Here is a 16,906-nt window from a genome sequence, read left to right on the forward strand (position 1 = left end):
AAGGATTTGTAACAAAACAAAAAAACGGCAAGCCCCATTAACCCGGAGGCTTGCCGTTTGCTTATTTAAAGTGCCGGAGCATTAGTTTTTTCTGCTCCTTTACGCTCTTTTGCCGATTTACGGAAGTAGAACAACTCGTAAATCGCCGGCACTACAATCAGCGTAAGCAGTGTTGCTGCGGTTAAGCCGCCAATGACCACAATCGCCAAGCTTTGCGAGACGATGCTGCCCATCTCGGCATGGCCGAACAGCAGCGGTGTCATGGCGCAAATGGTGGCAATCGCCGTCATGAGAATCGGACGCATCCGTGTTCCGGCAGCTTCTAGAATAGCCTCGTGAATACTCATATTGGCTTCATTTTGCTTAATCCGGTCAATGAGCACAATGGCATTCGTAACAACAATACCTATTAACATCAACGCCCCGAACAGAGCAGTGAAGTCAGGCGTTACACCGGACACGATAAGTCCAACAATTGCACCAATCGCCGCTAGTGGCAAGGAGAACATAATCGCCAGTGGAGCCCGAAGGGTTTTAAAGGTGAGTACCATAATCAGATACACCAACCCGATGGAGATTAATGCCGTCATACCCAGGTCGTTGAAATCCTCTGACTGATCAACTGACGCTCCGCCTGCAAATAAGGTCACGCCTTTCGGAAGTGTAAGACTATCGGTTTCTTTTTTAATATTCGCACCGATCTCAGATACCTTCTTCGGATCAACCTCTGCTGTAATTCGTACATACGGCTTCCCATCTTTATGGAACAACATTGCCGGCTCATTCCGAACCTCATAAGTTGCGAGCTGAGACAGTGGCTTCGGCCCCTCAGCCGTCATGAGCGTCAGTGCTTTTAAATCCTGCTCCGTTTGCGGCTGAACCATAGGATCTAACACTACACCTGCTGCGTCACCATCGAGCTCAATTTGCCCCATTGGAATCGGATTAAGCATCGCTGACAGCTGCATTGAAATCTCTTGCGCATTACTTTGCGCCGGATCTACCTTAAAGGAAAATACAGGTTTGGTATCCTCCATATTACTGCTGACTTTTTGAATCCCCTCTACGGTCTTCAGCTTAGCGGTAACATCTGTTGCTACAGTAGTAATATCCGCAAGATTATCTCCGACAATATCAATATATTCGCTGGTAGAGCTGGACCCCATCATACTCATTTGGTTGGCAACAAGCGTTGCTCCAGTATATGAATCTTTTACCTCACGAACATGATCGATAAAAGCCTGAGCATCTGCACCTTTTTTCATAACAACGGTATAGTCCACTAAGGTTTCAGAGGTAACATTCCCCCACTTAGCGGCGTCCGCACTATTGCCTGATTGCATGATTACCGTTTCTGCTTGTGGCTGCTTCATCAAATCTTGCTCTAACTGCTTTCCCTTTTCCAAAATATCTTTGACAGGAACATCCTTCGGATAATTCATCTGAACAGAAACATAGCTGGCATCTGATGCATCGAGTGCCCCTTTTGGCATAGTCACATAAGCAGCAATGGAGCCAATCAGAAGCAGGAGACCCAACGATAAGCTAACCCATTTACGGCGAAGATTCCAGTCCAGAAAGCGGATAAACCATTTAGAAGGTTCATGTTCTTTCATTGATGTCCTTCTCAGCAGCCATGAGCTTAAAAGAGGAACAACCGTCAAAGCTACTACGAGTGAAGTAAGCAATGAATAGGTCACTGTTAAAGCAAACGGCAGTAAGAAAGCTTGCAAACTACCACGTAAGAGACCCATCGGCAGAAATACTGCTACCGTAGCGATGGTTGATGAGGTAATCGCTCTAGCCACTTCCCCAGTTGCGCTAATAATCATTTCACGAGAAAGGGGTTCTTTTTGCAGCCTACGGTAAATGTTCTCAATCACCACGATACTATCATCGACCAAGCGGCCTACCGCAACCGCGACTCCCCCGAGTGTAATGATATTTAAGCTTATGCCGGAAATGTTCAGCAGATATAAGGTGACCGCTAACGAAAGCGGAATGGATACTGCCGTAATCAGAGTAGCCCGCAGGTTACGCAGGAACAACAGAATCACAATCGTCGCAAATAATGCACCTAGCAATACCTCACGCATCATACTGTTCACCGAGGTAACTACCATATCCGATGTACTGAATACCACTGCTGCTTCTGCATTAGGAATGGTTTTATTAATATGATCTACGGCAGCCTGAATGTTATCTCCGACACTGACTGCATTCGCATTAGCCTCTTTGGTCACTATGGCGAATAGAACGTCTTTCCCATTCGAACGGCTGACACTTTCCTGATCCTGCTTCAATTCGACAGCAGCGATATCCTGCAGTTTAACGCCCGCAGATACAGGAAGCTTTTTTAAAGTATCCATACTATCTATCGTAGAAACTACGTTAACATTACCGGTTTGCCCACCAATTGTTTGCTCCCCAAGGGATGCCGATACATTACGTCCTTGAAGTAAACCTAATACTTGTGGAGTCGTGACTCCCTTCTCAGCCATTAATTTTGGGTCCAGCTTAACACTGACCTGCGGAGTTACCTTACCATATAAAGCAACGTTCGCTACCCCTTCAGCTTTTTGCATCTCTGGAATGATAGTTTCTTCCGCAAGCTTAAGATTCTCTTTAGTCAGGCCCTCGTCAAAAGCAAGGGTAACCTGGGATACAGGAATCATGGAGGTATTCAACTGAAGTACAAAAGGAGCCATTACCCCTTCCGGGAACTTCAATGAATCGACGACCTTCTGGACCTCCTGTGCAGCATCCTTCATATTCGTTTTCGAATCATAAAAAATATTCACCTGCGCATATCCGTCTCCGGAAGTGGACAGTATTTCCTTCTTCCCCTTCACAAAAGCGGCCCCAGCTTCTATCGGCTTCGTTACATTAGTCTCCATAGCATGTGTATCCTGGCCAGGACCCAGCACAGTTACAGTCACTTGAGGATTATCCGCCTCTGGCATAAATTCCATCGGTAACGAAGTGTAGCTCATCCCTCCCACCACAAGAGCCATGACTACTAAAAGCCCCACCGCAGCCTTGTTACCGAACGACCATTTTGTTAACCATTTCATTTTCTTTTTCCCCTTCCACTCCACATGATTTCTGGCACTCCCCTTATGTCTGTTTGATTATGTATTAATTTCCATCCCGAGATTTAGTTTAGTCATTTTTGGCTGAAGTCAAAACAGCCCTACGGCTGGTTTCGTACTCAGTCTTAAGACGGGGAACTTTCCCCTTCTGCAGACAGATCCCCGTACTTTTTCTTGATGATGGCAACTGGAACGTGAGCATAAAAAAAGAGCCCCGTTAGCCATATAAATGGCCAACAGGACTCCCTTTTGTTATGGTTTATTTCCCTTCCGCACGTACTGGATCACGGAACATAAATTTCAATAGTGGCGGCGTTACAAGTGTAGTTACAATGACAACAATAATGACCGAAGTAAAATACTGTTGCTGTAACAAGCCGCTTTGCAGCCCTGTGGCGGCAATGATCAACGCAACTTCCCCCCGTGAAATCATCCCTGACCCAATAATGGCAGACGAGTGGTTATCAAAGCCTGTAAGACGCGCGCCCAGACCGCCACCAAACAGCTTGGTCAGAATGGCAACCACCGTAAGCAAGATCACGAAGCCTATTTGACTGCCTACCCCTTCAAAGGAAACACTAAGTCCGATACTTACAAAAAAGACCGGCACAAAAATCGAATAAGCAATCGGCTCGAGCTTGGATTCTACCGTGTGCTTAAAGGAGGTTTGCGAGATAGCAATCCCAGCCGCAAAGGCACCAATGATTCCTGCCATCCCCATGATTTCAGCAAAATAGGCGAATGCGAAACAAATCATTAACGCTGCTGAGATAACTGCCTCTGTCACCTTCAGCGGAGCCATCCATTTCATGACCCGAGGAACAATAAACCAGCCGGCAACAATCGCTACGGCAAAGAACAACACCTTTTTCCCAATTAGAAGACCAATAGAAACGTCTGCCCCTGTACCGAAAAAGCTCATCAGAACAGCGAGCAAAATAACAACCAGAATATCATCTACTACAGCAGCCCCCAGAATTGTAGAGCCTTCACGTGTGTTCAGCTTATTCATATCTTTTAACACCTGCACCGATATGCTGACCGATGTTGCACTAAGAATAACGCCCATAAACAATGCATTATGATAAGCAAAACCAAACATTTCTCCTAAGGCGAACCCACCCAAAAAGGGTAATATAATTCCACCGACGGCTACTGCAAAAGCTGATTTCCAGTTCTTGCGCAATTGATCCAGGTCCGTCTCAAGCCCTGCTATGAACATTAACAGTAGAACACCGATCTCAGAGATATAATGAATAAACTCTCCATCCTGAACCCAGCCCAGTACCGCAGGCCCCAGTATGATTCCCACAATAAGCTTGCCTAGCACAGCTGGTTGCCCAAGCCGCACAGATAGATCACCAGCTACTTTGGTGAACAATATGATCAGCATAAGATATAAAACAAACTCCATCTTTCTATCCACTCCCTTGTTGTATATAAGAACTGCCAACCAGGAGCTTCTCCAAGCCAAAAAAAGACAAAGAGGAGCCCTTGTTGACAGGCTCCTCCAAAAAACAAATAATTATTCAATTTAACTTTATAAATTATATTATACCTATATTTAAAATAACTGTAAACCAGATGCGCCGATAATATAAATTATGCACATTTGATTTGTTCTAGAATGCAATTGCTTATTTCAGATAGAACACTTCACGTAAGGGCTGCATAGGCACCTCATCATTGAAATCAAATGACCCTTCAACCATCTTAGAGGTAATCGCATTCCAGCGGTTGCAGGCATCACTTTTGGCAATGTAATCAAAAGCCGCCTTACTATCCTCACACTCATAACAGTAAAAAAATTGATTGCCATTCTGAAAGATGGAATAGTTAGAAATACCAGCCTTACTGTGCTCCTCCAAAATTTCTGGCCAAGGATTTAAATGCATAGCTACATACTCCTCTAAACATTCTTCCTTCACCCGCCATGTCCAAGCCAATTTATTGCTGCTCATCTGCTCATCCTCCTAGAAATCCCCTCTTTTGCACATATTAAGAACTAGGGACATTTGATACCTATTATTGTACCTGAATAGAGTAGTCCAAGCTATGCATATCTATATTCTCTGGAAATTTCTTAAGCGTTAATTCCGGCTTCACTCGGACGAAGAATAGCAGAACCAATCGCCAGCAGCACGGCGGCCATAAGGCCCAAGATGACAAAGGGCAGCCATAATTCATTCCAGCCCCCACCTGTAGCAGCGATATCGATCGCTTGGATCGCCCATTTTTGCGGTACAAAATTAGCTGCCTTCTGCATATAGTCCGGCATAATGGATAACGGCCAGAAGCAGCCTCCAAGCATACATGTCGGGGTCAAGATCAGCGAATTAAGCATGCCCGTATTATTGGGATTGCGAATCAGACCTGCTACCGTACTAGCTAAACCCATGGAAACGAGCATAAATGCTGCAAGAACCAAGAAATACAAGTAGAGCGGTAACCCAAAGTCAAACTGCAGCACATAACGGCCTAAGGCAAGTATTACAATGATTTGAATTAACCCAACGATGAAGCTTCCCAGAAAATTACCGAGGGCAATCTCATACGAACGAACCGGGGCACTGAACATACGTTTCATCGTTCTTTCTCTTCGATCATCCATAATAAGCGACACTGAACTTGTAACCAGCCCCATTAAGAACATCAAAGTAAATCCTGTGACGATGCTTAAGCCCTCTTTGGGATATAAATCATAATCTGTTCTTATACTGCCTACACTATGTTGCTCTGCTCTCTGCATTACGGCAGCAAACTGTGAGTCCGAGCCAGTAGCCTCAGCCCGAGCTGCTCCAATTAGTCCAGCAGTGTTTCGCATTTCATCAGCAATTACACTGATTTTCATTTTTACCATAATTGATGTTTCGGTAGCCTTAAGCTCATACACACTAATTTGCGGCTCTTCTCCAGCAAGCAGTGCGGAGGTGAAGTTTTGCGGTATCAAAACACCGGCTTCTCCGTTCTGATCGATAATACTCTCCCTCAAATTAGCCTCATCTGTCTTCTCTACAAGCTTATAATCACCGATATTCTCCAGCTCGGTAAGTAAATGTTTACCTGCTGCACCATCATCCATATTCGAATATAAAATAGTAGCCGGTCTTTCACCCATACTTCCACTAATTGCTACTATCACCGACACGACAATACAGGGCAGAAGAATATACGTAAGCAGCCCATTCCGAGAACCGATCGTTCTTTTCACCATATTCCAAGCAATCGTTAAGATCTTATCCATGGTAACCTACCTTCCGGTACGAGATAACCGCTCCACTGAATAGAACTAGACAGATGATCGACATGACCAGCAGATTCGGCAAAATCTCTGAGACCTCTGCATGCAGCATCATTTTTAGAACAGCTTGTAGCACCCAGTGATTCAGGGTAAATGCCCCGACGGAGTTCACCCATGATTCCGGAAGTGGAGCCATCCCTCCACTAATAAAGGTCATGACCACAGTGATAACATTAATAATACTTCCTGCACTTGCTTTAGTTTTGCTAAACATTGAAATGACAATCGATAACGTCATGGAAGCAATGATCATTAAGAGACAGAAGAGCAGCAGCAAGCCCGGACGATTGCCCCAATTTACGCCAAACAACAAGTGAGTCAGGATAATAATCGCTGCACACTGCACTACACTTACAACCCCTACACCTAACATTTTACCAATAAACAGCTCAGAACCTTTTACCGGCATTGAAGTTATTCGGAAGAGGGTATGATTTTCTTTTTCATTAAAAAGAGAGGTACTGACGGTCAAACCGCTATATAGCAGAAACATCAGCATCATGGATACCGCATAGAATTGGGAGGCTGTATAGGATCGGCCACCTTCACTGAGCGCCCCAACCTTAACAGAAGGCTGATCCCCCGAACTTGGTGCAGTAACGGTCAAAGCTTCTGGACCCAGCGTCATAGCTACGGACTGCTTATAGTTAATATTGTTCAAAAAGTTATCGAATACCGTCCCCGCAACCATATTATCTGTCCGATCTTTACCCAGAATAAACTCTAGCTGTGCAGTATCACCGCTTTGTACTTTTTTATCGAAGCCTGGAGGAACAATAACCGCATAACCATATTTTCCGGTACGCAAGCCGCTTTCCGCTGTCTCTCGGCTCCCTACTTTGACCGGAATGATGATATCCTTAAGCTCCGGCGTCTTCAAAAAGCTGTCTATCATCGCCGAGCTTTCATATCCTTCTCCAGAAAGATTAACTATACCAACACGTACTGGATCAATCTCAGACGCTGCCTTATCACCGATTACACTGGAAAGGGAGGCACCCAGCAGAAAGATCAAAAGCAGCGGTAGCAGAAACATATTAATGATGATTGAGCGTGAAATAAACAGCCTGCGAAGCTCATAAATCATAATTGTCCAAATATTTCTCAAAGCGTTCTCTCCCTCCTTTAATCGCGCAATGTCCGTCCTGTCAAACTAAGGAATAATGTCTCCAGATCCGGCTCCTCTATATTCAAAGAACCAATAACCCCTTCATGTTTAGCAAAAATAAATAAGATATCCTGCAGCTCATCCTGTGAGGAGGGGAGATACATTTCTACCGTTCCCTCTTTACTTTCCACTCTCGTGATCCGCGGGTGTAGACTAAGCTCATTGATTAGCTCCGGGGTGATGTTCGTTGCTTTGACCACTATTTTTTCTTCCTGAGAAACCCGTTCCCGCAGCTCCTTTTCCGTACCACAAGCAATGATATGTCCCTTATCCATAATCGCTACCCGATCACAAATGGCTGCAACCTCTTCCATATAATGACTAGTGTAGATGACGGTTGAGCCAAGCCGATTGAGCTCTTTGACCGACTCAAGGATATGATTACGAGACTGCGGATCAATCCCTACGGTCGGCTCATCCATAATAATCAGCTTTGGATGATGCATGATGGCACAAGCGATATTCAAACGTCTCTTCATCCCTCCGGAGAAGGTGGCTGGTTTTTCTTTGGCCCGGTCACTAAGTCCTGTGAAAGCAAGAGCTTCCGCCACCCGCTCTTTCAGCAATTTTCCCCGCAAGCCATACAATCTTCCGAAAAAAGTTACATTTTCAGCTGCTGTCATTGTATTGTACAAAGCCAAATCCTGCGGAACTAAGCCGATCTTTTTCTTAACCTCCAGTGCATACGAAGAGACTGATAACCCATCAATAACAATGTCTCCACTATCAATCTTTAGCAGGCCGCAAATCATACTTATAGTTGTACTTTTGCCCGCCCCATTCGGCCCTAGCAGGCCAAAGATCTCTCCTGCTTGAATCGTAACATTCACATGATCTACCGTTAATTTGTTCTCATACCGTTTCACCACATCGGTCAACACCGCGATTGCCATCTTTTATCTCCCCTGTCGTGTGTGCTTCTATATTTTCAATTTTATTCTAGGTTGAATTTTTACGGATGTACGAAAGGTCATTTTTTGAAGGTGACTAAAGTCATCTCCTGAAGTAGTGGGATAATATGCTAAGATTATTAAAAAACATAAAGGATGACTAAGGCGTGCCCAGAGAGCTAAACTTATTGCGTTACGGACTCATCTTAATCCCTGCGTTTATTACCATTTATGTCTATCAATATAATGATTATGGAATCTTCACGCTGCATATCCTGATGCTTCTATTCCTTGTGGTCATGGTGCCAAAGCTCCCTCAATCCATTCATGCTTTGATTAGTATCATTGAAATCTTGTTCACGGCCTGGTTATGTTATCAATATGGCAGCATGATGATTTTCCCCGCTATATCAGCACTGCTTTATTATTCCAGACTCCAGCCTAAAGCAGTGCCTTACGTGTTCACAGGTGTACATCTGATAGCTTTGAACGTTGCACTCCAGAATTCTCCATCGCTCGTAGTAACTTACATTAACTTTTCATTTCTGCTCACTGCCTACCTAAATAAGCTATTATTAAAAGCTGGCCAGCGGCGCGAAGACACTCTTCTTCTATATGATGAGTTGCGCAAAAAGCATTTCGAACTCGACGAAGCTCGCAACCGCCTGCTGGAGTTCAGCGCGCAAGTAGAAGAGTCTGCCCAATCCAAAGAGCGCGTCCGCATCTCACGACAGCTCCATGACGATATCGGCCACCGGCTAATCCGGATTAAAATGATGATGGAGGCCGCCCTCCAGACCTTGCCTACCTCTCCCGAGAGCGGAATGCAAATGATGGAACTGATTCGTGACCAGCTGTCGGCCAGCATGGACGATATGCGGTCCGCAGTTAAACGTATCAACTACACTCCGAAGCTTGAGGGAGCTTATGCGTTAGACCGGCTGCTCGAAGAAATTGGACGTGAGACGGGGATCGAGACCTCATACCAAGTACAGGGCATACCTTATCCACTCTATCCTAGTATTCAAGTAATCCTGTACAAAAACGCCCGTGAAGCTATAACCAACGCCTTGCGGCATGGAAAAGCAACGTCCATCCGGATCAAAATTGACTACGCGCAAGCAGGAATCACTATGGAGATTAGCAACAATGGAGCGCTTCCCGAAGGAGAGAAACTCAGCAAATTATTGGGGCGTGGTGGGGACGGAATGAAAGGAATGTACGAGCGAACGCATTTAATCGGTGGAACACTCGAACTGAGGCAGGAACCACATTTTACAGTCATTACGCGGCTGCCCATTTATAAGCAGGATGAGATTGTATAACGAAAGGAGCCATGCTAATGATTAAAGTGTTGATTGTTGATGACGACCCCTTTATTCGCCAAAGTCTGCAAGTATTGCTAGGTATGGACCCAGATATTGAAGTTGTCGGAGCAGCTTGTGAAGGTAACGAGGCCTTGGAATTACTTCAAAAAGGATTAAAGACCGATGTAGCTCTGATGGATATCCGCATGCCCGGCTGCGGTGGCGTTGAAGGAACGGAGAAGATTAAGCAGGCTTTTCCGCAAATTGCGATATTGATGCTGACCACTTTCGATGACGATGAATATATCATTGAAGCACTGCGTAACGGAGCTAGTGGATATTTGCTCAAAAACATACCGCCAGACCGGATCATCCAGGGCATTAAAACGGTTTTTGATGGGAACATGCTTATCCACCCTGATATCGCCCGTAAGCTGGCAACCTTTCTCCAGCCTACGGCACGGCAAGAATTGCCACAGGTACAGCCACTGGAATCGTTCGGATTGACCAAAACAGAGCTGGCTGTAGTGGCTTCTATCGCTGAGGGGCATAGCAACAAAGAAATCGCCGGACAGCTTTTTTTAAGCGAAGGTACCGTCAAAAATTACATAACGGATATATTAAGCAAATTAGAGCTCCGCGATCGTACGCAAATTGCAATTTTTTATTTGAAGAACATGCGGGGTTGAACTAGTAGCATACAGCATATGAATAGGACATTGCCAAAGTTAGTTTTTCTTACGGACTCCAGTGAAGTTACTCCTTGGACGCGGGCTCGGAGTTCAGGACGTCACTCCTTGGGCGCGGGCTCGGAGTTCAGCGACGCTACTCCTTGGACGCGGGCTCGGAGTTCAGGACGTCACTCCTTGGGCGCGGGCGCGGGCTCGGACTCCAGCGACGCTACTCCTTGGGCGGGCTCGGACTCCAGCGACGCTATTTACAATTTTATCGGCGTTTGAGCAGAGTTTCGGACCCCAGCGACGTTATTCCTCAGAAAGAGGCTCATTTGGGGTGTTTTTAATGCCAATAGTGGTTTTGGGGTCCGTTACCATTCTAAAAAAGCGAAAATGCTGCGATTAGGGGCAAATGGGTCCGATAGCAACTTCTCGCACGCGAAACTACCATCTAATCAAAAACAAAGATGCCCCATTCACCATTTCATGGCCTATGGGCATCTTCTAGTTATCCTTCCGCTGATTCCTGCTTGGCTTCAGTGGTTTTTTTTCGTTTAAGTTGGCCGTCCGGAAGGTTCCGGCTGCGTATGCCTGTCTTCATCCCGATGATGCTGTAGATGCTGGAAGGCTTCGCCTCAGCGGTAATCATCCCATCCGTCTCCGGCACCAAAATAATACCGAGCTGATGGTGATCCCCATCATAGATTGGACTTTGAAGGTATTTGCTCTCCCCTTCACGGTTCAGCACCTCCAGCTTGCAGAACGCTGGATTCATGCGCAGCGCCTCATGTAGCTGCGCCGCATCGGTCAACAGGACCCCGTTGACCTTCAGTAAGATCTCGCCGGGCAGGATGCCCAGCTCCTGGCCGGGACTGCCCGGCAGCACGGCCAGCACTTTGCGGCCGCGCGGTGGATGCACGAAGATGGGGCTGATGCTGCGCTCTTCCAGAGCGCTGTACCAGCTTAACCCTTCGTGCAGCACAATGGCTGCGAGCGCCGCGACCAGGGTCAGCGGGCTCCACCAAGCGGCAAGCAGGCTTAAGCCGAGCAGGACGATGCTGTAGATCAGCAGTCGTCCTGCAGTGCGGGCCGCCTTGCGCCCGGGCAGCATGCCCTGCGTCATCTCGCTGAAGCCGATGATGACGGGCAAAGAGACGATGCCAAGGCTGCCGCCGAGCAGCGAGTGCCATGGCAAATCCGTTCCTGCACCCGAAGGGAGCAGCAGGAACAGCGGCAGCGGCCAGAAGGCCTGCAGCTGATAGCCGCCAACGACCATGCCGCGCTTTCCCTTCAGGAAGAGCGGCGTTGCAAGCTTGGCCCCTTGTCTGCGGGCCAGCAGTGCCTCCGCCATGTGCAGCAGCGCAGCTAACACTAGCAAAGCAGGAATATCCATCTCCCGTATGGCGGTGGTAATATTCCCTACCGTTCCACTATCTAAAGCATCTGGAAAGAAAGAAATTACAAATTGAATGATACCTAACAAGCCTATAGAATACGCAAAGCACAAATACCGCACACGCAGTAGTGACAACACGAGACTAACTACCCAAATGCAGGCTACAGCGGTACCTGATAACGATATTCCTAGCAGAACGGCTGCTATAGAGACGACCAAACCCATGACTAGACCACTCCATACCGTCCGCCACGTTTCCTGACCCCAGCTATGTAATTTTACATGTATCAGCTTTCGTTCTAATGCCACCTGCCTACGGTAATATAACGCAATAAATATAATAGCAATGTAGTAATACGGCTGGATCAATAAGTGTAAGAACGCAGTGCCCAAGCTTCCCAACAGTTCCTGAATCACATTCAAACTGTTCGTCACACTCCTTTTCGTCCGATGACTGATTTGTATATATTCTAATTCCTCTACGTCGGTTGGCATTTTCTTATCTAAAAGAAAAAAAGAAGGCTGAATTCAGCCTTCTTACTTTTTCGACGCTGCCGCCTTAATTTCCTTCTGAATCTCAGCAATCCCTTTATTCCGTTGGTTGTCGTGAGCAGGGTCTTGAATGACCTTGATCAGCGCTGCTTCCAGCGCCTCCGCTGTCTTGGCGTCAATTATGCCTGTGACTTGGAGCTTTGCTGTACTTTGGAACTTCTTCACTGCGTCCTTAGTGCCAGCATCGAAATAGCCATCTTTACGTCCAGGCTTGTAACCCAAACCGTCCAGCATCGTCTGTGCACTCTTCACATCAGCGTTGTTCATATTATACTGCAGCGCCACGCTTTTGTTAATCGGAGCCACCGAGAAGTAATCCGGCTGCGCTACCGCGATATCCGGTTTAATGCCCTTACCGTGGATCCATGTGCCGTCTGGCGTAAGCCATTTGGCAATGGTAACTTTCAGCAAGCTGCCGTCTCCAAGCTGTTTGTCAAAGCTCGTCTGCACGGTGCCTTTACCGAAAGAATTGTCACCGATTAGCTTAGCTCCTGCCGACTGCTGCAAGGCACCCGCCAATATTTCCGAAGCACTTGCGCTACCTTTATTCATCAGCACGACCACTGGATAAGCTTTACTCGATCCTTTTGAGGTGCTAACTTCGCGTTTTTTGTCTTTGTATTCTATTTGCACTATAGATTTGCCAGCTGGAACAAATTGCTCTGCCATTTCAATAACAATCGGAAGAACACCACCTGGATCATTGCGGACGTCAATAACAAGTCCCTTCATGCCTTGCTTCTCTAACTTCTCCAGCTCTTCCTTGAATCGTTCTGCGGTATTCAAGGAGAACTGCGTAACCTCGATTACGCCCACATTGTCCTTTTCCATGGTAGCGTAGACTGTTTCGAGCTTCACATCATCCCGGGTAAGAACAAATTCCAGCGCCTCTACAGCGCCGGAACGTTGTATTTTCAAAGTGGCCTTACTGCCCTTAGGACCGCGAATCTTGGCAACAGCTGCATTCAGCTCCATACCTTCCAGCGATTCACCGTTAACGGACAAGATAACATCTTTGGCCTGAATCCCAGCTTTCTCAGCAGGTGAGCCCTTGATCGGAGAGACCACGACTACCTTGCCATTATCCGAAGAGACCTCCGCACCGATACCTGAAAAGGAACCCTCAATGCTTTCTTCGAATTTCTCAGCTGTTTCTTTACCCATATAGTTGGAATAAGGATCGCCCAGCGCTTCCATCATACCGTTGACAGCACCGTCTATCAGCTTCTCCCGATCTACTGTCTCGTAGTAATTGCTCTCAATCAGACTGAGAGCAGTTCCAAGTTTCTGGGATTCCTTCTGCTGAAGGCCAGTAACCTGCAATGCTGAGGCCAGTCCTTCTCCTGCAGCTTGTCCAATAACATGACTATAACCCGTCACGCCCAAGGTCACCAGACTACCGCATAGCAGGGCGGCGATAATCATAAACGCCGCTGTGCTTTTTTTTAACATGATGTTCCCACCGTCCCTTCTTGTCCATCTCGCAAACAACTCCATAAGTCCGTCCTGAAAGGTACGGTATCTCTTCCAGTATATGCCGTACGTTCAAATAATATGAGTTATAAGTTCTTAAAAATTAGAGATAAGGCATCGGATTTACTGTCTTGCCGTCGATCCGAACTTCAAAATGGAGATGGGGGCCCGTCGAATTACCTGTAGAACCGGATTCAGCAATCACATCCCCACGATTGACTCTATCCCCAGGGCTAACCTTGATACCACCTTTACGGATATGTCCGTAGAGGGTCCAAACTCCGCCGCCATGATCAACAATTACACAATATCCATAGCCGCTATACCATTCAGCTACGATTACCGTTCCGGAATCAGCCGCATGAATATTGGTTCCTTGTGGAACTGCAAAGTCTACCCCGGTGTGTACTTTCCCCTTCTCACCCGTAATTGGGTGTGTCCGTGGTCCGTAGGAGGAAGAGATTCTTGCCGAACCTACAGGCAGCAGGAAGGGTCCATCTCCACCAGCATACGCGGTTGAGGAGCTGGAGCTTGAACTGCTGCTTGCCTTGCTAGCTGCAGCTTTCTTGGCCGCTGCTGCTGCCCGGCGTGCTGCTTCTGCTTTGGCGGCTGCTGCTTTGCGAGCCGCTTCCTCAGCTTTAATCTTATCCTTTTGGGTTTCCAAAGCAGAACGTTCGCTCGCCAGCTTAACCAGCTTCTCGTTCTGCTCTTCACTTAGATCATCGCTTTCTTGAATCTGCTTATCATAAAATGCGATAAGCTCCTGCTTCTCCGCTTCCTTCTCTTTCAGCAGGCTTCTCTGATTTTCCAAGGAGGTGTATAACTGCTTGGCTTGAGCATATTGCCCCTCAAGCTCCTGCTTCTTCTCTACAACTGTCTGCTTGTCCAGCTTGTGTTGGACTAACAGCTCCTGATCCTGATCCACAATCATCTTAAGCGAATCGGTGCGGCCCAGAAAATCAGAGAAGCTTGTCGATGAGAGCAAAACATCTAGGTAAGACACCGCTCCATCCGTGTACATCAACCGGACACGGGATCCTAAGAGTTCTTCTCTTGAGGCCACTCGTGCCTCTGCTTCATCCAATTCCGTTGCTGTAACGTTAAGAGATTCTTCTGTATCGGAAATTTTGTTAGAGATTTCGGTCATTTTACCTTTAACTTGATCCACTTGCTGCAATACATATTGTAAATTAATATTTGTCTTATTCTTATAGTGCTGCGCTTCCTGCGTTTGGGACTCCGCTTTCTCTTGCTGCGCCTTAGCTTCCTGCACCTCTTGTTGCAGCTGCTTTAATTGCTTATCGATCTCGGCAACACTTGTTTTTTTGGCATATCCATCAGAGGGTTGGAATATAGTGACAGCTAGTAACATTACGGCTAGTCCGGCGGCAATCTTCTTCAACTCGCACTCCCCATCCTTCACTCTTAAATTAAACTTTCAAAAACTTACGAATAGAAACCGTACTTCCCCAGACGCCGATTAGCACGCCTAGTCCAACTAACAGACCCACGAGCAGCAGCCAAATATCACTGAAAGGGATCAACTGCAATCCGAGCATAGGATCTCCCTGTACCGAAGATTCCAAACCGTTGTAGCCGGCATATAAAACGCCCGAAGTAATCAATGATCCAATGAGTCCAATTAATGCCCCTTCTATAAAGAAAGGCCAACGAATAAAATAATTTGTCGCGCCTACCAGCTTCATAATCCCAATCTCTTTACGCCGGGCAAGAATCGTCACCCGAATAGTATTGGAGATGAGGAACATAGACATAAGTGCCAGCCCCGCTACAAAAATAAAGCCAATGTTACGTACGGCACGCGTGATTTTAAACAATGTTTCTATCGAGCCTTTGCCATATTTCACTTTGTAGATAGGCTGCTCGGTATGTGTCTTGTTAAGGGCTTGAATCTTCTCAGCCACAAAAGCAACGGTTGTAGGTTCAATAACCTCTACCTGAAGGGTATCTGGAAGCGGGTTATTATCTTCATCGAACCCTTCCAGAAGCTCTGCTGCCTCCTCGCCCATATCCGCGCGGAGATCTTTAAGTCCCTGTTCCTTGGAGATGAACGTAATCTTGCTGACCTCCGGCATATTGCCAATTTCAGTCTGCAGGGTCTCGCGCATCTTCTGATCTGTATTCAAAGCTAGATGCACTTTGATCTGTACCTGACTGTCTGCCTCATCAGCTACAGAATTTACGTTGAGGACAAGAAGAATAAATACACCTAGAACAAAAAGAGAAACAACAATCGAAGTGATTGAGGCGATCGACATCCAGCCATTACGGAATACGCTTTTAAAGCCTTCCCGCACATGTCGCAAGAAGGTTTTAAAACTCATAACCATATTCCCCTCTCGCTTGGTCTCTGACAATGTTTCCATTCTCAATCGCAAGCACCCGTTTGCGCATTTTGTTCACAATATCTCTGTTATGGGTAGCCATTACAATCGTTGTTCCACGAAAATTAATCTCGTCAAGCAGCTGCATAATGCCCCATGAAGTCTCGGGGTCTAAGTTACCTGTAGGCTCGTCCGCAATAATAACAGAAGGATTGTTGACGATAGCCCGTGCAATAGCGATCCGTTGCTGCTCACCACCAGAAAGCTGTGAGGGCTCACGATTCGCTTTACTTCTCAGCCCAACCAAATCAAGAACCTCATTCACACGTTTCTTGATGACTTTTTTCGGCGCTTCAATAACTTCCATAGCAAAAGCTACATTCTCGTATGCCGTCATTCTGGGCAAAAGCCGAAAATCTTGAAATACAACGCCGATATTACGGCGGACATAAGGGATTTTGCGTGGTTTTAGCTTTCCTATATTGAAACCTCCCACCGAAATCTGTCCTTTGGTAGGCACTTCTTCTCTATAAATCAATTTCATAAAAGTAGATTTACCCGCGCCGGAAGGGCCGACAACGTACACGAATTCATTGCGGTCGATTTTCACTGAAACTCCTTGCAGTGCGTGAGTTCCGTTAGGGTACGTTTTCCATACATCTTGCATTTCAATCATTTTCTCACTTCCCAATTATGACATTTTCCACT

15 protein-coding genes are annotated in these 16,906 nt (G+C 46.5%); 4 read left to right on the forward strand and 11 right to left on the reverse strand.

Translation table 11 applies throughout. From position 1 onward, the window contains the following. Window positions 1-65: 65 nt before the first annotated feature. From NSS82_RS27975 to NSS82_RS28000, 6 genes are all read right to left on the reverse strand, one after another. Entirely contained in the window at window positions 66-3,074 is a 3,009-nt protein-coding gene (locus NSS82_RS27975) for an efflux RND transporter permease subunit (RefSeq protein ID WP_076107081.1), read from the reverse strand. 277 nt (window positions 3,075-3,351) lie between these two features. Continuing rightward, on the reverse strand, window positions 3,352-4,506 hold the full coding sequence (locus NSS82_RS27980) for a cation:proton antiporter (RefSeq protein WP_036678577.1): 1,155 nt from the start codon (window positions 4,504-4,506) through the stop codon (window positions 3,352-3,354). 223 nt (window positions 4,507-4,729) lie between these two features. After that, window positions 4,730-5,053 carry an L-rhamnose mutarotase gene (locus NSS82_RS27985; protein WP_038573529.1) on the reverse strand — a complete coding sequence of 108 codons (324 nt, stop codon included), beginning with the start codon at window positions 5,051-5,053 and terminating at the stop codon, window positions 4,730-4,732. Between the two features lie 122 nt (window positions 5,054-5,175). Beyond that, the gene (locus tag NSS82_RS27990) at window positions 5,176-6,336 is read right to left on the reverse strand and encodes an ABC transporter permease (RefSeq protein ID WP_076273717.1); all 1,161 of its coding nucleotides are present in this window, start codon (window positions 6,334-6,336) and stop codon (window positions 5,176-5,178) included. Then, window positions 6,329-7,501, reverse strand: coding sequence for an ABC transporter permease (locus NSS82_RS27995; protein ID WP_081386740.1), 1,173 nt, complete (start codon window positions 7,499-7,501; stop codon window positions 6,329-6,331). The genes NSS82_RS27990 and NSS82_RS27995 overlap by 8 nt, the downstream gene beginning before the upstream one ends. Before the next feature lie 17 nt (window positions 7,502-7,518). Beyond that, window positions 7,519-8,454 (reverse strand): ABC transporter ATP-binding protein, encoded by a 936-nt coding sequence (locus tag NSS82_RS28000; protein WP_036678569.1) that lies wholly within the window; start codon window positions 8,452-8,454, stop codon window positions 7,519-7,521. 164 nt (window positions 8,455-8,618) lie between these two features. Between NSS82_RS28000 and NSS82_RS28005 the strand changes: the two genes are divergently transcribed. From NSS82_RS28005 to NSS82_RS28015, 3 genes are read left to right on the forward strand one after another with little or no spacing between them, the layout of a single operon-like run. Then, window positions 8,619-9,776 (forward strand): sensor histidine kinase, encoded by a 1,158-nt coding sequence (locus NSS82_RS28005; RefSeq protein ID WP_076273716.1) that lies wholly within the window; start codon window positions 8,619-8,621, stop codon window positions 9,774-9,776. Window positions 9,777-9,793: 17 nt separating this feature from the next. Beyond that, complete coding sequence (locus tag NSS82_RS28010; RefSeq protein ID WP_076273715.1) at window positions 9,794-10,447, forward strand: response regulator transcription factor; 654 nt, start codon at window positions 9,794-9,796, stop codon at window positions 10,445-10,447. 18 nt (window positions 10,448-10,465) lie between these two features. Further along, entirely contained in the window at window positions 10,466-10,717 is a 252-nt protein-coding gene (locus NSS82_RS28015) for a hypothetical protein (protein WP_218641960.1), read from the forward strand. 223 nt (window positions 10,718-10,940) lie between these two features. Here the strand turns inward: NSS82_RS28015 and NSS82_RS28020 are convergent, their stop codons facing one another. After that, window positions 10,941-11,915, reverse strand: a complete 975-nt coding sequence (locus NSS82_RS28020; protein ID WP_232061470.1) for a PDZ domain-containing protein — start codon at window positions 11,913-11,915, stop codon at window positions 10,941-10,943. On the opposite strand from NSS82_RS28020, the gene NSS82_RS28025 reads away from it, so the two are divergent. Continuing rightward, window positions 11,902-12,090, forward strand: a complete 189-nt coding sequence (locus NSS82_RS28025) for a hypothetical protein (RefSeq protein ID WP_341109922.1) — start codon at window positions 11,902-11,904, stop codon at window positions 12,088-12,090. The genes NSS82_RS28020 and NSS82_RS28025 overlap by 14 nt on opposite strands. Window positions 12,091-12,365: 275 nt before the next feature. Here NSS82_RS28025 and NSS82_RS28030 read toward each other — a convergent pair whose 3' ends face one another. The 4 genes from NSS82_RS28030 to ftsE form a co-directional block, all read right to left on the reverse strand. Further along, window positions 12,366-13,832 carry a S41 family peptidase gene (locus NSS82_RS28030; RefSeq protein ID WP_076222337.1) on the reverse strand — a complete coding sequence of 489 codons (1,467 nt, stop codon included), beginning with the start codon at window positions 13,830-13,832 and terminating at the stop codon, window positions 12,366-12,368. Window positions 13,833-13,956: 124 nt separating this feature from the next. Further along, window positions 13,957-15,255: a murein hydrolase activator EnvC family protein gene (locus tag NSS82_RS28035; protein WP_076107069.1), complete on the reverse strand. Its 1,299-nt coding sequence runs from the start codon at window positions 15,253-15,255 to the stop codon at window positions 13,957-13,959. Between the two features lie 28 nt (window positions 15,256-15,283). Continuing rightward, window positions 15,284-16,198 carry a permease-like cell division protein FtsX gene (ftsX, locus tag NSS82_RS28040; protein ID WP_036678558.1) on the reverse strand — a complete coding sequence of 305 codons (915 nt, stop codon included), beginning with the start codon at window positions 16,196-16,198 and terminating at the stop codon, window positions 15,284-15,286. Beyond that, window positions 16,188-16,874: a cell division ATP-binding protein FtsE gene (ftsE, locus tag NSS82_RS28045; protein ID WP_036678556.1), complete on the reverse strand. Its 687-nt coding sequence runs from the start codon at window positions 16,872-16,874 to the stop codon at window positions 16,188-16,190. Before ftsE ends, ftsX begins: the two co-directional genes overlap by 11 nt. Window positions 16,875-16,906: the final 32 nt, after the last annotated feature.

Source organism: Paenibacillus sp. FSL H7-0735 (assembly GCF_038008505.1).
Taxonomy (GTDB): Bacteria; Bacillota; Bacilli; order Paenibacillales; family Paenibacillaceae; genus Paenibacillus_AQ; species Paenibacillus_AQ odorifer.